The organism is Nocardiopsis sp. TRM 82005, assembly GCF_056312425.1.
This window is the reverse complement of sequence record NZ_JBWDTQ010000017.1, coordinates 174,789-192,730: the sequence shown is the minus strand read 5'-3', so window position 1 is coordinate 192,730 and position 17,942 is coordinate 174,789. Positions and strand designations below refer to the sequence as shown.

The 17,942-nt window shown below is 71.6% G+C and carries 17 protein-coding genes and 1 pseudogene; 15 read left to right on the top strand and 3 right to left on the bottom strand.

Annotation, left to right across the window (positions count from 1 at the left end):
* Window positions 1-36: 36 nt before the first annotated feature.
* Window positions 37-882 carry an alpha/beta fold hydrolase gene (locus AC0T5L_RS14475; protein ID WP_476165978.1) on the top strand — a complete coding sequence of 282 codons (846 nt, stop codon included), beginning with the start codon at window positions 37-39 and terminating at the stop codon, window positions 880-882.
* Between the two features lie 84 nt (window positions 883-966).
* Here the strand turns inward: AC0T5L_RS14475 and AC0T5L_RS14470 are convergent, their stop codons facing one another.
* Complete coding sequence (locus AC0T5L_RS14470) at window positions 967-1,839, bottom strand: helix-turn-helix domain-containing protein (RefSeq protein ID WP_476165977.1); 873 nt, start codon at window positions 1,837-1,839, stop codon at window positions 967-969.
* A 265-nt stretch (window positions 1,840-2,104) separates the two neighbouring features.
* On the opposite strand from AC0T5L_RS14470, the gene AC0T5L_RS14465 reads away from it, so the two are divergent.
* Window positions 2,105-3,253: a baeRF2 domain-containing protein gene (locus AC0T5L_RS14465; protein WP_476165976.1), complete on the top strand. Its 1,149-nt coding sequence runs from the start codon at window positions 2,105-2,107 to the stop codon at window positions 3,251-3,253.
* 64 nt (window positions 3,254-3,317) lie between these two features.
* On the opposite strand, the gene AC0T5L_RS14460 is transcribed toward AC0T5L_RS14465, so the two are convergent.
* On the bottom strand, window positions 3,318-4,301 hold the full coding sequence (locus AC0T5L_RS14460; RefSeq protein WP_476165975.1) for an exonuclease domain-containing protein: 984 nt from the start codon (window positions 4,299-4,301) through the stop codon (window positions 3,318-3,320).
* 292 nt (window positions 4,302-4,593) lie between these two features.
* Here AC0T5L_RS14460 and AC0T5L_RS14455 point away from each other — a divergent pair, with 292 nt between their 5' ends.
* The 5 genes from AC0T5L_RS14455 (at window position 4,594) to AC0T5L_RS14435 (ending at window position 8,711) form a co-directional block, all read left to right on the top strand.
* Window positions 4,594-5,505, top strand: coding sequence for an ABC transporter ATP-binding protein (locus AC0T5L_RS14455; RefSeq protein WP_476165974.1), 912 nt, complete (start codon window positions 4,594-4,596; stop codon window positions 5,503-5,505).
* Window positions 5,506-5,507: 2 nt separating this feature from the next.
* Complete coding sequence (locus AC0T5L_RS14450) at window positions 5,508-6,380, top strand: ABC transporter permease (RefSeq protein ID WP_476165973.1); 873 nt, start codon at window positions 5,508-5,510, stop codon at window positions 6,378-6,380.
* A gap of 27 nt (window positions 6,381-6,407) precedes the next feature.
* Window positions 6,408-7,661: a sensor histidine kinase gene (locus AC0T5L_RS14445; RefSeq protein WP_476165972.1), complete on the top strand. Its 1,254-nt coding sequence runs from the start codon at window positions 6,408-6,410 to the stop codon at window positions 7,659-7,661.
* Entirely contained in the window at window positions 7,642-8,286 is a 645-nt protein-coding gene (locus AC0T5L_RS14440; RefSeq protein WP_476165971.1) for a response regulator transcription factor, read from the top strand. The genes AC0T5L_RS14445 and AC0T5L_RS14440 overlap by 20 nt, the downstream gene beginning before the upstream one ends.
* A 293-nt stretch (window positions 8,287-8,579) precedes the next feature.
* Window positions 8,580-8,711 carry a hypothetical protein gene (locus AC0T5L_RS14435; RefSeq protein ID WP_476165970.1) on the top strand — a complete coding sequence of 44 codons (132 nt, stop codon included), beginning with the start codon at window positions 8,580-8,582 and terminating at the stop codon, window positions 8,709-8,711.
* A 39-nt stretch (window positions 8,712-8,750) separates the two neighbouring features.
* Here the strand turns inward: AC0T5L_RS14435 and AC0T5L_RS14430 are convergent, their stop codons facing one another.
* A complete protein-coding gene (locus AC0T5L_RS14430) occupies window positions 8,751-9,629 on the bottom strand; it encodes an alpha/beta fold hydrolase (protein WP_476165969.1) in 879 nt (292 codons plus the stop codon).
* A 161-nt stretch (window positions 9,630-9,790) separates the two neighbouring features.
* On the opposite strand from AC0T5L_RS14430, the gene AC0T5L_RS14425 reads away from it, so the two are divergent.
* From AC0T5L_RS14425 to AC0T5L_RS14390, 8 genes and pseudogenes are all read left to right on the top strand, one after another.
* Window positions 9,791-13,186, top strand: a complete 3,396-nt coding sequence (locus tag AC0T5L_RS14425) for a BTAD domain-containing putative transcriptional regulator (RefSeq protein ID WP_476165968.1) — start codon at window positions 9,791-9,793, stop codon at window positions 13,184-13,186.
* Between the two features lie 200 nt (window positions 13,187-13,386).
* Entirely contained in the window at window positions 13,387-14,334 is a 948-nt protein-coding gene (locus AC0T5L_RS14420) for a metal ABC transporter substrate-binding protein (protein ID WP_476165967.1), read from the top strand.
* Window positions 14,331-15,077: a metal ABC transporter ATP-binding protein gene (locus tag AC0T5L_RS14415; protein ID WP_476165966.1), complete on the top strand. Its 747-nt coding sequence runs from the start codon at window positions 14,331-14,333 to the stop codon at window positions 15,075-15,077. Before AC0T5L_RS14420 ends, AC0T5L_RS14415 begins: the two co-directional genes overlap by 4 nt.
* Window positions 15,065-15,979 (top strand): metal ABC transporter permease, encoded by a 915-nt coding sequence (locus tag AC0T5L_RS14410; RefSeq protein ID WP_476165965.1) that lies wholly within the window; start codon window positions 15,065-15,067, stop codon window positions 15,977-15,979. Before AC0T5L_RS14415 ends, AC0T5L_RS14410 begins: the two co-directional genes overlap by 13 nt.
* Window positions 15,980-16,021: 42 nt before the next feature.
* Window positions 16,022-16,480 carry a sigma-70 family RNA polymerase sigma factor gene (locus AC0T5L_RS14405; protein WP_476165964.1) on the top strand — a complete coding sequence of 153 codons (459 nt, stop codon included), beginning with the start codon at window positions 16,022-16,024 and terminating at the stop codon, window positions 16,478-16,480.
* Complete coding sequence (locus AC0T5L_RS14400) at window positions 16,452-16,781, top strand: hypothetical protein (RefSeq protein WP_476165963.1); 330 nt, start codon at window positions 16,452-16,454, stop codon at window positions 16,779-16,781. Before AC0T5L_RS14405 ends, AC0T5L_RS14400 begins: the two co-directional genes overlap by 29 nt.
* Before the next feature lie 80 nt (window positions 16,782-16,861).
* A pseudogene (locus tag AC0T5L_RS14395) lies at window positions 16,862-17,080 on the top strand (DUF4158 domain-containing protein); the annotation flags it as partial.
* Window positions 17,081-17,138: 58 nt separating this feature from the next.
* A complete protein-coding gene (locus tag AC0T5L_RS14390) occupies window positions 17,139-17,924 on the top strand; it encodes a hypothetical protein (RefSeq protein WP_476165962.1) in 786 nt (261 codons plus the stop codon).
* Window positions 17,925-17,942 lie beyond the last annotated feature (18 nt).

Sequence of the window (17,942 nt, the reverse complement as noted above, 5' to 3'; positions counted from 1 at the left end):
AGCACACCCTTGCACGCGTGACTAGCATCGTCTCTTGTGGCACACCAGACGACGAACACCGCGAACAGTGACGGCCCGGGCATCGCCTCCGTGCGCGGGATCAACGTCACCTACACCGACCGGGGAGCCGGCTACCCCGTTCTCTTCATCCACGGCCACCCCTTCGACCGCACCATGTGGGAACCACAGGTCAGGGCACTGGCCGGACGCGGATACCGGGTGGTCGTCCCCGACCTGCGCGGATACGGACGCAGCACCGTCGTGCCCGGCACCACCAACCTGGACGCCTTCGCCCGCGACCTGGCCGCGCTCCTGGACCACCTGGGGCTGGACGTGGTGAGCGCGGTGGGGCTGTCGATGGGCGGCCAGATCGCACTCGAGCTGTACCGGCTCTTTCCCGACCGGATCGACTCCCTGACCCTGGCCGCCACCAACCCCCGCGCCGAGACCGAGCAGGGCAGGGCCGCCCGCGTGGCTCTGGCGGAACGGTTGCGCGCCGAGGGCATGCGGGGCTACGCCGACGAGATGCTCGTGGGCATGATGAGCGCCGACAACGTGCGGCAGATGCCCGCCGTGGCCGACCACGTGCGCGCCATGATGTACGCGGCCCCGCCCGAGGGCGCGGCGGCCGCGCTGCTGGGCCGTGCCAAGCGCCAGGACTACGTACCCCTGCTGCGCCGGGTGTCCGCTCCGACCCTCCTGGTGGGAGGCCAGCACGACAAGTTCACCCCACCCGACTTCACCGAGTCCATGCACGTGCTGGTACCCGACTCGCTCGTGGAGATCATCGAGGGCGCAGGGCACATGCCCAACCTGGAGCGGCCCGAGCGGTTCAACGAGGTACTGCGCCGGTTCCTGGACCGCTGCCGCGCCCGCGTCTAGGGCCGGCGCTCGCTGAGGCCCCGTGTGCGCGGCCCCGGACAAGACCGGGGACCCGCGTGGGCACACGGGGCGAAGGACAACGCCTCAGGCGCGCTCGATGGGCAGCCACAGCTCACCCTCGGCGGCGGTGGGGTCCTCCCCGTACTCCACCCTCAGGATCGAGGGGCCCTCCTTGGTCCGATAGGAGGGGTGGGAGGGGAACCACTGCGCGAACGCGTCCGCCCACATCCACTGCAGGGACTCCGGAAAACTCCCCGAAGGGCCGGAGAAGGGAAAGACCACCCAGGTGCCCGCGAGCACCTGGAGAACCTCCATCCCCTCCGGGGCGGGCGAGGAGGTGGCCGCCGCCTGGTAGTAGTCCAGTTCGCTGCCCTCCTCACTGGGCAGGTCGATGTTCGCGCTCACCGACAGGACACCGCGCGGCTCCTGGTCGGACAGCTCCGCCAGCTTCCGGTGAACACCCTCGCCCAGGCCCCGGACGAACTCGGTGATGGCCGGGTTCTCCCCCTCGTACACCAGCGGCACCCTGGCCCTGGGCCCCACGATACGAAAGGCCTCCTTCTCCACGATCCGGTAACGCATGGTGGTGCTTCCTTCAACGGTCAGGCGAAACGTCATCCGCGGCTGGGAGTTGAGCACCGCGCCGGTCCTGCGGGCCTCACCCGGGCCAACGCCGTGCATGGCACGAAACGCCCGGGCGAAGGCCTCCGCCGACCCGTAACCGTGACGGACCGCGATGTCGAGCAGGCCGTCACCGCCCCGGAGCACCTCGGTGCCCGCGAGCGTGAGCCTGCGCCGCCGCACGTACTCCGACAAGGGCATCCCCGCCAACGCCGAGAACAGGCGGCGCAGGTGGTGCTCGGAGGTGAGCGCGATGCGCGCCATCTCCGCCACGTCCACCGGCGCAGCAGGATCCTCCTCCACCTTCTCCAGCGCCTGGTTGAGGCGGTCCAGCATGGTGCTCTCCCTTCTTCCTCGCACCACCGACGTTAGGAACGCGGCCCCCTACCGCACCCGACACTCGGGGGTCGTCTCCGGTCGGTCCACCACTGTTCACCGGTCCGCTGGGTAGGGGGATCCCCAAGGCCAGGAAATCCTTGGGCAAGGAGCGTGTCCGGGTCGACGTGGCACACCCGGCATGAGCAATATTGGCCCGAGGATGGCCCGCAGACCGACCCCGAGAAGGAGGTGAGCGGGGCGGGGACACACGCCCCGCGGATACATGGACCTGGGTTTTCTGCGACCTCTGTATGAGAGTGGCACTCCAGTGGCCTCGGTACACCTGGACACCAGCCGCGACAAGACCGACGCCAGCAAGGAGATCGAACTGCGCTGGCGCCACCTACGCAAGGAGCTGTCCTCGCTGGACGCGGACAAGGCCACCCTGGACGTACTCGAGGAAGCGGTGAAGGAAAGCTCGTCCCGAGCCTTCGGCAACCACGGCCAGTCCCTGTTCGCCTCCGAGGGACGGCTGCTGGGCGCGTACACCCTCTCAGAGCCGCCCCGGGAGAGCCGCGCCCTGCTGATGCCGGTTCCCGACCCCCTTCCCCTGACCGTGGACCGGGGACGCTACCTTCCCTACGTCCTGGTGGCACTGGACCGGGTCAACGCCAAGGTGTTCGCCTACACGGCCAAACCCTCCACCGAACCGGCCTCGGAACAGGAGTTCTCCGGCGCCGACCTGCGCAACATCGACCCGATGGGCCGCGGCGGGCCCGGCGTCCTCAGCGGCTACAACGGCCGGTTCGACGGCAAGCACTTCCCCCGCGAGACATGGCGGGAGAACGCCAGCAGGATCGCCCAGCACGTACGCGACGCGGTCGCCGAGGTGGACGCCAAGGTCATCTTCGTCGGCGGCGACGAGGAGGCCATCGCCTTCCTGCGCGACAACCTGGGCGAGCGCAAGCTGAGCACACCGATCCGGCTGGTGCCCGGCGGGCGGGGCGGCCCCGACGCGGAGGAGCGCCTGCACGAAGCCGCGGTGGAGGCACTACGCGATTTCGTCATCGACGGCCACGACGACATCCTGGCCGACTTCCAGCAAAAACTCGCCAACGACCAGGCGGTGGACGGCGCCAAGGCCACCCTGCCGATGCTGTCGGAGGCACGGGTGCAGACCCTGCTACTGGGCGCGGAGCGCGACGGTGAGCCCGAGCTGTGGGGTTCGCCCCACGAACCGATCCTGATCGCCGACGACCCGGCGAACCTCGACGATCCGGACGCGGCGTTTCGGGCCCCGGCCAGCGCACTGATGCTGCGCTCGGCGCTGGCCTCCGGCGCGGAGTTCAACGAAATGCTCGACCACGGCCACACCACCTCCGAGACCTGCGCCATCCTGCGCTTTCCCAACACCGAACAACACGGGGCCTGACCGACACGGTGGCCGCCCGCGTCCGCACCGGGGCGCGGGCGGCCACCGGTGTGACCAAGCTCGTTCAGGAACCGGTGGTCATCCCCAGCAGGGCGAACAGGTCGGCCTCCCTGACGAAGTCGATGCGCTGGCCGCGCTCGCGGTAGGCCTCGGCCCGCAGGTGCTTGGCGGTCTTGCCGGCGCCGTCATGACCGCCGACCACGAGCACGTCGGTCTTCTTGGTGACGTTCTTGGCGGGGCGGCCACCCGCCTCGGCCACGCGCCGCCACACCTCGGGCTTGTCCATGGACTCCAGGTCGCCCGAGACGCACACGGTGCGCCCGTACAGCGGCCCGTGGGGGTCGGCGTCGGGGGAGGGCTCGGGCAGCGGAGCCTGGGCGACCCGCTGCCACCGGCTGAAACGGTCCTCCTCCGGAGCGGGAGCGGACACCGCCGAGGCCGCAGGGGGCACGGGCGCCGGGCCCCGGTGCCCGACGGCGGCCTGCATCCGGCGCAGCTCCAGCCGGGCGGCACGGGCCAGGTCGGCCAGTGAGGAGCTGCCGTACCGGGCCATGGCGGCGATCATGATGTGCGCGGCGGCCTCGGCGTCGGCGTCGGCCCGGTGGTGGTGCACCACCCGGTGGCCGATGTGGGCGCACACGGTCGGCAGCTTGTGGTCGGGCAGCTCAGCCCAGGTACGCCGCGACAGCGCCAGCGTGCACGCGTACTCCCACGCCGGGTGGGACATCCCGGTGTGCTCACAGGCCTGGCGCAGTACACCCATGTCGAAGGCGGCGTTGTGCGCCACCAGCGGATCGCCGTCGGCGAACTCCACGATGTGCGTGTGCACCTCGGGCCAGGAAGGGGCGTCCGCGACGTCGGCCGCGGTGATGCCGTGCACGGCGGTGTTGCGGCGGGAGAAGAAGCCCGCCTGCCGGGGCGGTCGAATCAGGGTGGTGTACCGGTCCACGACCGCGCCGTCACGCACCCGCACCAGCCCGACCGCGCACGCGCTGCCACGGTCGTGGTTGGCGGTCTCGAAGTCGACCGCGGTCCAGGTGTGGGACACCGAGCACCTCCTGCAACAGGGAACGGGTCGAGGCTATCCGCGCGCGCGTGCCGGCGGGCACGAAACGGCCCACCTGATGCGTGAAAGTGGCGAACAGAGCAGAATCAGCACTGTCCCCCGCGGCCCGGACCGGAAAACCAACGCTCCCGGACGGAGCACGCCCTGAGGACGACCCCACCCCCGGCCGGGTGCGCACCGCACCCGGCCGAACGGTCCACCTCATGGCCTGGTCCGGGCCCGCTCCCTAGCGTGAGCACCGCCGCCTTTTTCCGATGAGACGACGGGACCGACCATGATCACCATGCGAGGACTGACCAAACGCTACGGAGAGACCCTCGCCGTGGACTCCCTGGATCTGGAGGTGCGCCCCGGCAGGGTGACGGGTTTCCTCGGCCCCAACGGCGCCGGCAAGACCACGACGATGCGGATGGTGCTGGGCCTGGACCAGCCCACCTCCGGCCAGGCCCTGGTCGAGGGGCGCACCTACCGGGACCTGGACCGGCCGCTGCACCACGTGGGCGCCGTCCTGGACGCCCGCGCCGTACACCCGAGCCGCAGCGCCCGCGCCCACCTGCTGTCGCTGGCCCGGACCCACCGCATCCCCGACCGCCGTGCGGAGGAGGTACTGGGGGCCGTGGGGCTGGCCGAGGTAGCGCACGAACGCGCGGGCACCTTCTCCCTGGGCATGAGCCAGCGCCTGGGCATCGCCGCCGCGCTGCTGGGCGACCCGGGCATGTTGATCTTCGACGAACCGGTCAACGGCCTGGACCCCGACGGCGTGCGCTGGATCCGCGACCTGATGCGCTCCCTGGCCGGGGAGGGGCGCACCGTGTTCGTCTCCAGCCACCTGATGAGCGAGATGCAGCTGACCGCCGACCACCTGGTGGTGATCGGCCAAGGACGGCTCATCACCGACGCGCCCCTGACCGAGGTACTGGGCAACAGCGCCTGGACGGCCGTGCTGGTACGCGCTCCCCACCCCGAGGACCTGGTCACCGCGCTGGAGAGCGAGGGCGCCGAGGTGGAGCACTCCAGCCCGGGCGAACTGGTGATCACCGGAGTACCCATCGAGCGGGTCGGGGAACTGGCCCACCGCGCGGGGGTGGCCCTGCACGAGCTGAGCACCCGCGACGCCTCCCTGGAGCAGGCCTACCGAGAGCTGACCGCCGACAGCGTGCAGTACACCACCGAGAGCAGGAACTGACAGTGTCGACCTCCGCACCCGTCAAGACGGCCCAGCCGTCCGCCACCGCGGCCGACCGCGGCCCCGGCCCCGCGCTGGCCCTGTCCGATCTGGCCGCGGCCACCTCCGCGGAGTGGGTCAAGCTCCGCTCGGTGCGCTCCACCTGGTGGGGGACGGCTGCCGCTCTGGCCCTGATGGTCGCCGTGGCACCCATGGGGGCGGTGGCGACCATCGGCAACATGCAGAACGGCTTCGTCCCCTCCACCGATGTGCCCGCCTCGGAGATGTCGGCCTACGCGACCATGTGGGTGGTGCAGTTCGCCGTCATCGCCATCGCCCTTCCGGTGATCACCTCTGAGTACTCCTCTCGTTCCATCCACCCCACCCTGCAAGCGGTACCGGCGCGGGTACGGATGCTGGCCGCCAAGACCCTGTCCCTGACCGTGTTCGTTTTCGTCGTGGGACTGGTGCTGGCCACGGCCGGAACCCTCTTGTCGCACCTGGTGATGCTGCACCCGCTCATCGAGGGGTACGGCACCCTGAATCCGGGAGAGGCCGTCGCGGACGTGGTGCGCCAGTCGGTGTACCTGGCCCTGGTGGCGGCGCTCACCCTGGGCGCGGGCACGGCCCTGCGGTCGTCGGCGGCCGCCCTGACCACGGTGTTCATGCTGATCCTGGGACTGCCGGTGATGCTCCTGCTGCTGGGCAACGAGGCCGGTGTGTACCTGGCCGACCGGCTGCCGTTCGCCTCAGGAGTGTCCTTCATCGACAGCACGTTCGTCATGGGACAGTCCCAGGACTCGCTCTCCCCGGCGGCCGGAGGGCTGGTACTGGTGTGCTGGGCGGTAGCGAGCCTGACGGTGGGCGCCCTGGTGCTTCAGCGCCGGGACGCCTGAACGGAAGGGGAAGGTGCGGGGCAGGCCATGGACGAGACACACGGCGTACGCGCCTGGGCCCGGATGGTACTGGCGTCCCCACAGCGTGGTGGGCGCGAGCTCGTCGGAAGCGTCCAAGGCGTGTTCACCGCCTCGCTCATCCTGTTCTGGGCCCCGGCCTCGGTCTGTGTCCTGCTGCTCACCCTGCCCCGCACCTCCCGCCACCACCGCGCACGGCGACTCGTGGGCCGGTGGACGCAACGCCTGTGCGACCTCGAACTGGCCCGGCTGGCCCGATGGGCCGGGTGCGCCGTCCATCCCCGTCCCGGGACCGCGCCGCGCGCGATCTACCTGCTGGCGCGCCTGCCGCTGGCGCTGGCCACCGCGTGTTTGCTCCTCGCCCTGGGATGGATGCTGGCCCTGTTCGTCGGCGGTGTGGCCTGGGAGGTGGTGACCGGTAACGCCTCCCAGGTCACGATCATCATGCCAGGGGTGCGGTTCTATGCCTCCACCACGTCCCTGGGCGCGCTCTTCGGGCTGCTCATGCTGTTGCTGGTGTGGGCCGCGGCGGCCCTGGTCACCGCAGCGGAGCGGGCACTGGCCCGCCGTATGCTGGGCCCCGACCGCGAGGACCTGCTCCACCGGCGCATCGACGAGCTGACCCACACCCGGTCGGGGATCGTGCGAGCGGTGGATGAGGAGCGGCGCCGCATCGAACGCGACCTGCACGACGGGGTCCAGCAGCGGGTGGTGGCACTAGCCATGCTGCTGGGGCGGGCCCAGCGCGGCCAGGATCCCGAGCGAGCGGCACGGCTGGTCCGCCAGGCGCACACCGAGACACGGGTACTGCTGGACGAGCTGCGGGACGTGGCCTGGCGGGTCTATCCCACCGCGCTGGACACGCTCGGGCTGGAGTCGGCGCTGACCGAGGTAGCCGAACGCAGCCCGCTGCCGGTGGAGGTGCGCTCGCACCTGCGCGTCCCGCCGCCGCACGAGCTGGCCACGGTGGTCTACTTCGTGGCGCGCGAGGCCATCACCAACGCCGTCAAGCACGCGGGGGCCGACTCGGTGATCGTGCACCTGAGCGACGAGGGCGCCGCTCTGGACCTGCGGGTCCTCGACGACGGGCGGGGCGGGGCCGATCCCGACGGAAGCGGGCTGACCGGCCTGGCCAGACGAGTGCGCGCCCTGGACGGCACACTGTCGGTACACAGCCCTGCCGGCGGCCCGACCACGGTGCGCGCCGCCCTGCCGCTGACCACCACACGGATACGGAGCTCCCATGCGCCTGGTGATCGCTGACGACTCGGTCCTCCTGCGGGAGGGCCTGGTGCGGTTGTTGGAGGAGGAGGGCCACGAGGTGGTGGCGGCGGTGGGCGACGCCGGCGCACTGCTGGCCGAAGTGGCCGAGCGCGGGCCCGACGCCGCCGTGGTGGACGTGCGCATGCCACCGACCCACACCGACGAGGGACTGCGTGCGGCGCTGCGCATCCGCGCCGAACACGAGGAGGTGGCGGTGCTGGTGCTGTCGCAGTACGTGGAGCAGCGCTACGCCGCCGAGCTACTGGCCGGTGCCTCCAGCGGAGTCGGCTACCTGCTCAAGGACCGGGTCTCGGAGGTGGGGGAGTTCCTGGAGGCCCTGGAGCGGGTGCGCGATGGCGGTGCGGCCTTCGACCCCGAGGTGGTGCGCCAGCTGCTGGCACGCACCACCCACACCGACCCGCTGGCCCGGCTCACCCCGCGCGAGCGCGCCGTGCTGGAGCACATGGCGCAGGGACTGAGCAACCCCTCCATCGCCGAGCGGCTGTACGTGTCGCTGAGCGCGGTGGAAAAACACACCAACGCGATCTTCGACAAGCTGCGGCTGACCCACACCTCCGGCTACAGCCGCAGGGTGCTGGCGGTACTGCGCTACCTGGACAGCTGAGCGCCCGCCGATCGACGCCCGCCCCCACTTCGATGCCGAGCACGCGGCACTCCTCACCCTCAGAACAACCAGGAATGGGTGCGAGCCACCTCGCGTATCAGCCCGGCCGCCCTGGTCCTGGACACGTTCATGCGCGCCCTGCCCCACACGCTGAGCACCACACCAGCACCGGAGGGCACCCGTGTCGTTGTGGAGGTGGAGGGCCCTCAGGCGGGGCGTGGACCACCACCCGCACGAGCCAGGGCTGGCCCCTGGCATACGCCCCCGAAGGGGAACCGGCCGCAAGAGTGCGGTTGGACCCCGAGACCGCCTGGCTGCTGTACGCCCGCGGCGTCGAACCCAGGACCGCGGTGGGGCGGGGCACGCTCACCGGCGACCGAAGGCTCGCCGAGGCCGCCTGCCAGATCGTCTCGATCATCCACTGACGCCCTAAGGCCCGGCCACGCGCACGGCTGACACGACCCCTACCTGACCAGGAGGTCGCGCAGTGCCCTGACCACCTCCGCCGGGTCCTCCTCCGCCATGAAATGACCGCAGGAAACCGTGCTGTGGTCCAGGTCGGATGCCCACGCCCGCCACACCGCGGCGGCGTCATAGCCCAGGGCCGCACCCCAGTCCTGCTGAAGCACCGACACCGGCATGCGCAGCCGGTTCCCCGCCGCACGGTCGGCCTCGTCGTGCTCGATGTCGACACCGGCCGAGGCCCGGTAGTCGGCGACGATGGAGGGCACGGCCTCGCGGGAGGCCCGCAGGTAGGCCGCACGCACCCGTGCCGGAATCGCCTCGGGGGCGCTGGCCCACATGTCCAGGAAGTGGCCGAAGAACGCGTCCGGGCTGGCACCGATCAGCTGCTCGGGCAAGCCGGGAGGCTGGGCCATCAGGTAGAGGTGGAAGCCCACGGCGGCCGAGGCCCCGCGCAACACGTCCCACATGTCCAGGGTCGGCAGTACGTCGAGCGAGGCCAGGTGGGTGATCGACTCCGGGTGGTCCAGTCCGGCCCGGACGGCGACCAGGGCGCCCCGGTCATGGCCCGCCAGGGCGAAACCCTCATGTCCCAGGGCCCGGGCCAGGGCGACGACGTCGGCGGCCATGGTGCGCTTGGAGTAGGCCCGCCCGTCGGTGTCGGCGGGCTTGTCGCTGTCGCCGTAGCCGCGCAGGTCCGGGCAGATAACGGTGTGGTCGGCGGCCAGGTCGGCCGCCACGTGCCGCCACATCAGATGAGTCTGGGGAAAGCCGTGCAGCAGCACCACAGGGCTGCCCGACCCGCCAACGGCGACGTTCAGCGCCACATCCTCGGCCACGGGGACGCGCTGGTAGTCGAATCCCTGAATCCTCGGTTCCACGGTGGTTCCTCTCGAACGCTCACGAAGGCTCCCCGGGGCGATCCCCGACGAGCTCGGTCGTGCACGAGCCTGACGGGAACGGATGAGCAGCCGATGAGCAGCTGATGAGCACGGGCTCCAAAGGCCGTGTCCGGGACGCACGGCCCGATATATTGGCTGGCATGACGGGGCAGAACAGGGACGCGACGGTGAGCTTCCGTGTGCTGGGCCCGCTGGGGGCCTTCGACGCGCACGGGCCGCTCGCCCTCAAAGGACCGCGCCACCGCGCGGTCCTGGCCCGGCTCCTGACCGCGGGGGGCCACGCCGTACCCGTCGACCGACTCGTCGAGGACCTGTGGCGGGACCCCCCGGACGGCGCCGTGGCGGCGGTGCGCACCTTCGTCTTCGCGCTGCGCCGCTCCCTGGAACCGGACCGCCCCCCACGGGAGCCCGCCCGGCTGCTGGTGACCGCACCACCGGGCTACGCGCTGCGGACCGGTCCGCAAGCGGTCGACGCCCGGCGCTTCGAGGAAGCCGTGACGCACGGCGGGCGGCTACTCGACCAAAGCCGGCCCGGCCAGGCACTGACAGAACTGGAGGAGGCCCTCGCACTGTGGCGAGGCCCCGCCTACGCCGAGTTCACCTCCTACCCGTGGGCGTTCAGTGAGGGTGACCGGTTGGAGGGGCTGCGTCTGCTGGCCGTGGAACGACGGGCCGAGGCGCTCCTGGAACTGGGCCGGGCGGCGGAGACAGTGCCCGAGCTGCGATCACACGCACTGGCCCACCCTCTCCGGGAGGGCACCTGGCGGCAACTGGCGCTGGCCCTGTACCGCTCCGGCCGCCAGGGCGAGGCCCTCACAGCGCTGCACCGGGCACGCGGGACCCTGGCGGAGGAGCTGGGTGTGGACCCCGGCCCGGAACTGCGGCAGCTGGAAGCCGACATCCTGGCCCAGGCACCGCACCTGACCCCACATGCCCCCGCCACCGCGCGCCCCCACCCACCCGCGACGACGCGGGCCCCGCCCCACGAACCCCTCCCGCGCCCCCTCGCCGGCCGCGCACAGGAACTGGGGCTACTGGAGCAGGCAGCCGCGTCCGCCGCACCGAACGCCCCGGCCCGGGTGGCGTTGGTCTCCGGCGACGCCGGGGCCGGCAAGACGGCTCTGGCACACACCCTCACACAACGGCTGGCCGCACAAGGATGGACCACGGCCTGGGGCCGTGGCCCCGAACACGAGGGGGCGCCCGCCGCCTGGCCCTGGACGCAGATCGCCACGACGCTGAACCGCGCCGTCGCCCCGCGGGCTGAGGACCTCCGCAGCCCCGGCACACCCGTGGCCCCGGCACCGGCCACGGACCTCAGCGCACATCCCAACACCGCGGGCACCAACAGCACAGGGGCCGACCGTGACGTCCCCAACGCCTCGGCGGACCCGGCCGCGGCCCGATTCCGCGCCCTGCGCGAGGCCGTCCGGCTCCTGGCCGCCGCAGCGCAGCGGAGCCCCGTCCTGCTGGTCTTCGACGACCTGCACCGCGCCGGGCGGGAGACCCTGGAACTGGTCACCGCCCTGGCCGGCGAACCCCTCCCTGGGCCGGTGCTGATGGTCGGGACCCACCGCACCGGTGAGATCGACCCGCCCCTGGCCACGGCCCTGGCCCACCTAGCCCCCCGTGAACCGGCCCGGATCTACCTGGGCGGCCTGCCCGAGACCGCGACAGGCGAACTCGTACGGGCCCTGCTCGACCACGACGTCGACGCCGGGGCCCTGCGCACGATCCACCGGCGCAGCGGCGGCAACCCCTTCTTCGCCCGCGAACTGGCCCGCCTCCTGGACCTTGAAGGAAGCGCCGCACTCGACGCGGTCCCCGCCGGGGTCCGCGACATCATCCGCCACCGCATGGCCACGCTGGCACCCCCGGCCCAGCGCCTGCTGCGCGTGGCGTCCGTGATCGGCCGCGACGTGGACACCGATGTCCTGGCCGCCCTGTCACCGAACGAGGAAGAACTGCTCGACGCCCTGGACACGGCCCTACGCGCGGGCTTCCTCACCGAACAGGCCGACCCGGTGAACCAGGACGAGGCCCGCTCGCTGCGGTTCGCGCACGTGCTGGTGCGCGACACCCTCTATGAGGACATCTCCCACCCCCGCCGGGCACGCTGGCACACGGCCGTCGCCGAGGCGATCGAAGCGCTCCATCCCGACCGCTGCGCCTCACTCGCCCACCACTTCGGCCGGGCGGGCACCCGCGTCACGGCTGCCAGGGCCGCACACCACGCACGTCGGGCGGCCCTTCAGGCACAAGAGCGGTTCGCCCCGCACGAGGAGTCCCGGCTGTGGCGGGAGGCCGTCACCGCACACGACCGCTCGGGCGGGGCCGACGTCCGGGGTCGTCTGGAGGCGGTCACGGGCATGGTGCGCGCGCTGGCCGTGACCGGACGGCTGGAGGAGGCACGCCAGTACCGCGCCCAAGCGGTCACCGAGGCCGAGGAACTGGGCGAGGCGGACCTGACGGCGCAGGTCATCACCGCCTTCGACGTGCCCGCCATCTGGACTCGCAACGACGACGAGGCACTGGCCCACCAGATCGCTGAGGCGGCCGAGCGCACTCTGGAGGCCCTGCCCGGACAGCATCGGCGACACCGCGGCCGCCTGTTGGGCACCATCGCCCTGGAACTGCGGGAGACCTCCGGCACGCGGGGCCGCCGCGCCGCCCACCAGGCCGAGGAGATCGCCCGCGGGCTGGGGGACCCGGCACTGCTCGCCCTGGCTCTCAACGCCCGCTTCATGCAGTCCTTCGAACGCGCGGGGCTGGCCCGGCGGCGTGCGGCGCTCGGCACCGAACTGGTCGAGCTGGCCGAGCGGCACGACCTGGTGACCTTCGAGGTGCTCGGCCACCTCGTCCTCGTCCAGGCCCACTGCGCGCTCGCCGACTTCCCCGCCGCCGACGCCCATGCGATGGCCGCCGACCAGCTGGGCGCACGGCACGAGATCCCGCTCGTCGGTGTGTTCACCCGGTGGTACGACGCGTTGCGGCTGGCCGTGGCGGGACGTCCGGCCGAGGCTGAGGCCGCCTACCGCACAGCGAGTACGCACCTGGCCGGCAGCGGGATGCCGGGTGTGGAGCAGGGCATCCTCCCCCTGGCCCTGCTGTGCCTGCACGTGCGAAACGCCGGACCCGCACGGGTGGACCTCCAGCAGGACTGGGGTCCCTACGCGCCCTGGGCCCGCGCGCTGGCCGACCCGGGCACCGCCCAGCCCCCGCCGAAGGCGCCGCCCGGCCTGCTCCAGGAGGCCCTGACCTGCCTGGCCGCCCGCACCGCCACCGCCGCCGGCGACCGCTCCGCGATGGAGCGCGCCTACCGTCGGCTGCTGCCCGCGAGCGGTGAGCTGGCCGGTGCGGGCAGCGGCATGTTGGTCCTGGGGCCTGCCGCGCAGGACCTGGGAGAGCTGGCCCGCGCACTCGGGCACCAGGACCGGGCGGCAGAGCACTACCGCCAAGCCCTGCGCGTGGCCGAGCGGTCGGGTGCGGCGCACTGGGCCGCGGCCGCCCAAGAAGCCCTGGACGGCCTTGGCTGAGTGGGGCGTGCGGGGCTGGGACTCGGCCAGGTCGGCCTGGAGGGGGGAGGCGTCGGTGGGGAGTCGTGGAGGAGACCCCTTCCGTCTACCCGGTGGGGCCGTGGGTAGGGGCTCCCTGTCAAGGCCGCTCCTGTGCGGGTAGGGGCTGACCGGCCCTGTCACGCCGTTTAGTTCGGCGCACTTGTGGTAAAAAGTTAGGCGTGGCGAACTTTAGAGGTGAGGGCTCCGTAAACCCTTGGGCGGCGGGGGTCCCCGCCGCCCTCCTCACCCTTGCCCTGGCCCTGACCGCCTGTTCCACCTCCGCTGGTCAAACCCGCCCGGACGGGCGGCTCCTGGTCCTGACCACCTTCACCGTCATCGCTGACATGGCCCGCAACGTCGCCGACGGCCGCGTCGAGGTCACCTCCCTCACCCGGCCCGGCGCCGAGATCCACGGCTACGAACCCACCCCCGACGACCTCGTCCGCGGCCAGGAGGCCGACCTGATCCTGGAGAACGGTCTCGGGCTGGAAGCCTGGTTCACCCAGTTCACCGAACGCGTGCAGGCCCCCACCGCCGTACTCAGCGACGGAGTCCGGACCATCCCCATCTCCTCGGGCGAAGACGAGGGCGCACCCAACCCGCACGCCTGGATGTCCCCCGACAACGCCCACCTGTACGTCGACAACATCCGTGAGGCCCTCACCGAACTCGACCCCCGGGGCGAAGCCGTCTACGCCCAGGCCGCACAGGCCTACAAGACCGAGATCAGCGAGGTCGGCGACTACCTGGAGACCGAACTGGCCGAGGTCGGCGACAGCTCCCGGGCCCTGGTCACCTGCGAGGGCGCCTTCTCCTACCTGGCACGCGACGCCGACCTCACCGAGATGTACCTGTGGCCGGTCAACGCCGAATCCCAGAGCACACCCCAACAGACCGCCGCCGTCACCGAGTTCGTCCACGACAACCGGGTCCCCGCCGTGTTCTGCGAGAGCACCGTCAACGACAGCGCCCAGCGCTCGGTGGCCCGCGAGACCGGTGCGCGGATGGGCCAGACCCTCTACGTCGACTCCCTGTCCCAGGAGGGCGGCCCCGTCCCCACCTACCTGGACCTGCTCCGCCACGACGCCGAGGCCATCGTCTCCGGACTCAAGGGAGGAACCGCGTGAGCGCCGCCATCGAGGTCACCGACGCCACCGTCCGCTACGGCGACGTCCTGGCCCTGGACGCAGTCAGCCTCTCCATCGCCCCCGGCCGGATCTGTGGCCTGCTCGGCACCAACGGATCGGGCAAGTCCACCCTGTTCAAGACCGTGCTCGGCCTGGTCCCCACCGACCACGGCCGCGTACGCATCCTCGGCCGCACCGGCACCGTCGCCCGCCGCCGAGGCCTGGTCGGCTACGTACCCCAGTCCGAACAGGTCGACTGGGCCTTCCCGGTACGCGTGCGCGACGTGGTGATGATGGGCCGCTACGGACACATGGGAGGCCGCCGCAGGGCCCGCCCCTCCGACCGGGAAGCCGTCGCCCACGCCCTGGACCGCACCCACCTGAGCGACCTGGCCGACCGCCAGATCGGCGCGCTCTCCGGAGGCCAACGCAAACGCGCCTTCCTCGCCCGCGCCATCGCCCAGGGCGCCGACGTGCTGCTGCTCGACGAACCCTTCGCCGGGGTCGACAAACGCTCCGAGGGCCACATCACCGAACTACTCCTCCAACTGCGCCGGGAGGGCCACACCCTGCTGGTGTCCACCCACGACCTGGCCCAGGTGCCCTTCCTATGCGACGAGGCGGTACTCCTACAGCGCCGCGTCATCGCACACGGCGACCCCGAGGAGATCCTGCACCCGCAGACCCTCATGGAGGCCTTCGGCGTCCACACCGACGAGGAGGCAACGGCATGGACACGCTGATGACGGTCGTGGAGTGGTTCGCCGTGCCCATGCGGTTCGAGTTCGTTCAACGGGCCCTGCTGGTCAGCGTGGTCGCCGGAGTGGCGTGCGCCGTCCTGTCCTGCTGGATGACCCTGGTGGGCTGGTCGCTGATGGGAGACGCCGTCTCCCACGCCGTCCTGCCCGGAGTGGTGCTGTCCTACCTGTTGGGGCTGCCCTTCGCCGCGGGCGCTCTGGTATTCGGCGCCGGCTCGGTCGCCCTGATCGGAGTGGTCAACCGCACCTCCCGGGTCAAGGAGGACGCCGTCATCGGAGTGGTCTTCACCGCCATGTTCGCCCTGGGCCTGGTACTGATCTCGCGCATACCCAGCCAGACCGACCTGGGACACATCCTGTTCGGCAACGTGCTGGGAGTCTCCAACGCCGCCATCTGGCAGGTGCTGGCACTGGCCGGACTCGTACTGGCCGTGGTCTGGTACAAGCACCGCGACCTGACCCTGTACGCCTTCGACCCGGTCCACGCGCACGCGATGGGCATCAACCCGCGCCTGCTGGAGACCCTGCTGCTGGGCCTGTTGTCAGTCACCGTGGTGGTGGCGCTACAGGCGGTGGGGATCATCCTGGTGGTGGCCATGGTCATCATCCCCGGCGCGACCGCCTACCTGCTCACCGACCGCTTCGAGCGGATGCTGGTGATCTCGGCGTCGGTCGCGGTCGTCGCCGCCGTGGTGGGGGTCTTCGCCAGTTTCTACCTGAACGTGTCCACCGGCGGGCTGATCGTGCTCGCCCAGGCCGCGGCGTTCGCCCTGGCCTACCTGCTCTCACCCAGGCAGGGTGTGCTCTGGCGGGGCCGCGCCGCACGCCGGATCCGAGCACGCGCCGCCGGCGCGCAAAGCCCGGTCCAGAGCCCGCCGGCGCCCTAGGATCGGCCCCGACGGCGCGAGGCGAAAAGGGAGGGGCGGCACGTGGCGGACGAGAGCGCGACGGGAAACACCACAGCGGACGGCGAACCGGCTCCCACGGACGAGGCCTCCTTCTCCGCGCTGGCCGAGCGCCACCGCCACGAGTTGCGCGTGCACTGCTACCGCGTCCTGGGCTCCTTCACCGAGGCCGAGGACATGGTGCAGGAGACGCTGCTCAAGGCCTGGCGCAACCGCGCCTCCTTCCGGGGGCACTCCACTTTCCGGGCCTGGCTGTACAAGATCGCCACCAACACCTGCCTGGACGCGCTCTCCGCACGCCGCACCAGGCCCCTGTCCCGGGAACCGGGATCCTCACCGTTCACCGAGGTCGTCTGGCTCCAGCCCTACCCGGACGAGCTGCTGGACCGGGCAGCGCCCACCGAGAGCGGGCCGGAGGAGCGCGACGTGCTGCGGCGCTACGTGGACGCCTCGCATGGCCGCCCTGGACCGCCTGATCGGTAGCTGGAAGATCACCGGCGGCGCCGAGGGCACCGTCACCTACCGCTGGATGGAGGGCGGGTTCTTCCTCATCCAGGACGTCAGGCTGCGCCAGTACGGCCAGGACGTGGTGGGGACGGAGATCATCGGCAGGGAGCGCCCCTTCGGCGCCGAGGAGCCGGGCGAGGACCTGCGGTCGCGCTTCTACGACAGCCAGGGCAACACCTTCGACTACGTCTACGCGCTGGAGGGAGACGTCCTCACCATCTGGGCGGGGGAGAAGGGCTCACCCGCCTTCTACCGGGGCGAGTTCGGGTGCCGTTAACGAACGTGGCACCAGCCGCAAACGAGATGGACTCGCCCTGATCGTCCTGTTCTAACGTGCCTCCACCACGCTGCACCCCCATGGGACGACAGTCGGTGGGCATGGATGAACTGGTCGAGCACTGGACCGTGCTCGACGACGAACTGGAACCGGTGGCGGGCAAGCGTGGCGCGACGAAGCTGGGGTTCGCGCTGCTGCTGAAGTACTACACACGGCGCGGCCGCTTCCCCCGCGGCCGGGCCGAGTTCGCCGACGAGGTCGTCGGCTTCGTCGCCCGCCAGGTGAAGGTGCCCGCCGCCGACCTCGCCTTCTACGAGTGGTCCGGGCGCACCATCGAGTACCACCGCAAGCAGATCGGTGCTGTCCCTGGCCAAGGCGATGCCGGGCAACATCAGCCTGGAGTCGATGCTGCGGGAGATCCGCAAGCTGAACGCGATCCGCTCCATCGGCCTGCCGCCGACCCTGTTCGCCGACGTGGCGCCGAAGGTGCTGGCCTCCTGGCGGCAGCGGGCGGTGGTGGAGTCGCCCTCCCACCTGCGCCGCCGCTCCCCGGAGTCGGCCGTGACCCTGCTGTCGGCGCTGCTGGCCGAACGGGAGCGGGAGGTCACCGACTCCCTGGTGGACCTGCTGACCGCCACCGTGCACCGCATCGGCGCGCGCGCCGAGCGCAAGGTCACCAACGAGCTGATCAACGCCTTCAAGCGGGTCACCGGCAAGGAGAACATCCTGTTCCACATCGCCGAGGCCTCCGTGGCCGACCCGGGCGGACAGGTGCGCGAGGTGGTGTTCCCCGCGGTGACCGGCGGCGAGCAGACGCTCAAGGAGCTGGTGCACGAGTACCGGACCAAGGGGCCGGTGTACCGGCGCACGGTGCAGACCACGCTCAAGGCCTCCTACACCAACCACTATCGGCGCGGCCTGATCGAGCTGCTGGGCGTGCTGGAGTTCCGGTCCAACAACTCCGCGCACCGGCCGGTCATCGAGGCCCTGGACCTGGTGGAGCGCTACGCCAAGGCGGGCAACACCACCTACTACCCGCTGGGCGAGCACATCCCCGAACACCGGGGCACCTCGGGCCAGTGGGCCGAGGTGGTGCGCCGCGACGACAAGCGCGGCCGGAGCCGCACCGTGCGCACGGTCTAGGAGGTCGCCACCTTCCAG

What these genes read in the sequence shown, in the direction of transcription:
- AC0T5L_RS14455 (WP_476165974.1), top strand. Translation starts at nt 4,594, where the DNA reads ATGATCACCATGCGAGGACTGACCAAACGCTACGGAGAGACCCTCGCC.
- AC0T5L_RS14445 (WP_476165972.1), top strand. Translation starts at nt 6,408, where the DNA reads ATGGACGAGACACACGGCGTACGCGCCTGGGCCCGGATGGTACTGGCG.
- AC0T5L_RS14470 (WP_476165977.1), bottom strand. Translation starts at nt 1,839, where the DNA reads ATGCTGGACCGCCTCAACCAGGCGCTGGAGAAGGTGGAGGAGGATCCT.
- AC0T5L_RS14400 (WP_476165963.1), top strand. Translation starts at nt 16,452, where the DNA reads ATGGCCGCCCTGGACCGCCTGATCGGTAGCTGGAAGATCACCGGCGGC.
- AC0T5L_RS14440 (WP_476165971.1), top strand. Translation starts at nt 7,642, where the DNA reads ATGCGCCTGGTGATCGCTGACGACTCGGTCCTCCTGCGGGAGGGCCTG.
- AC0T5L_RS14410 (WP_476165965.1), top strand. Translation starts at nt 15,065, where the DNA reads ATGGACACGCTGATGACGGTCGTGGAGTGGTTCGCCGTGCCCATGCGG.
- AC0T5L_RS14465 (WP_476165976.1), top strand. Translation starts at nt 2,105, where the DNA reads ATGGACCTGGGTTTTCTGCGACCTCTGTATGAGAGTGGCACTCCAGTG.
- AC0T5L_RS14425 (WP_476165968.1), top strand. Translation starts at nt 9,791, where the DNA reads ATGACGGGGCAGAACAGGGACGCGACGGTGAGCTTCCGTGTGCTGGGC.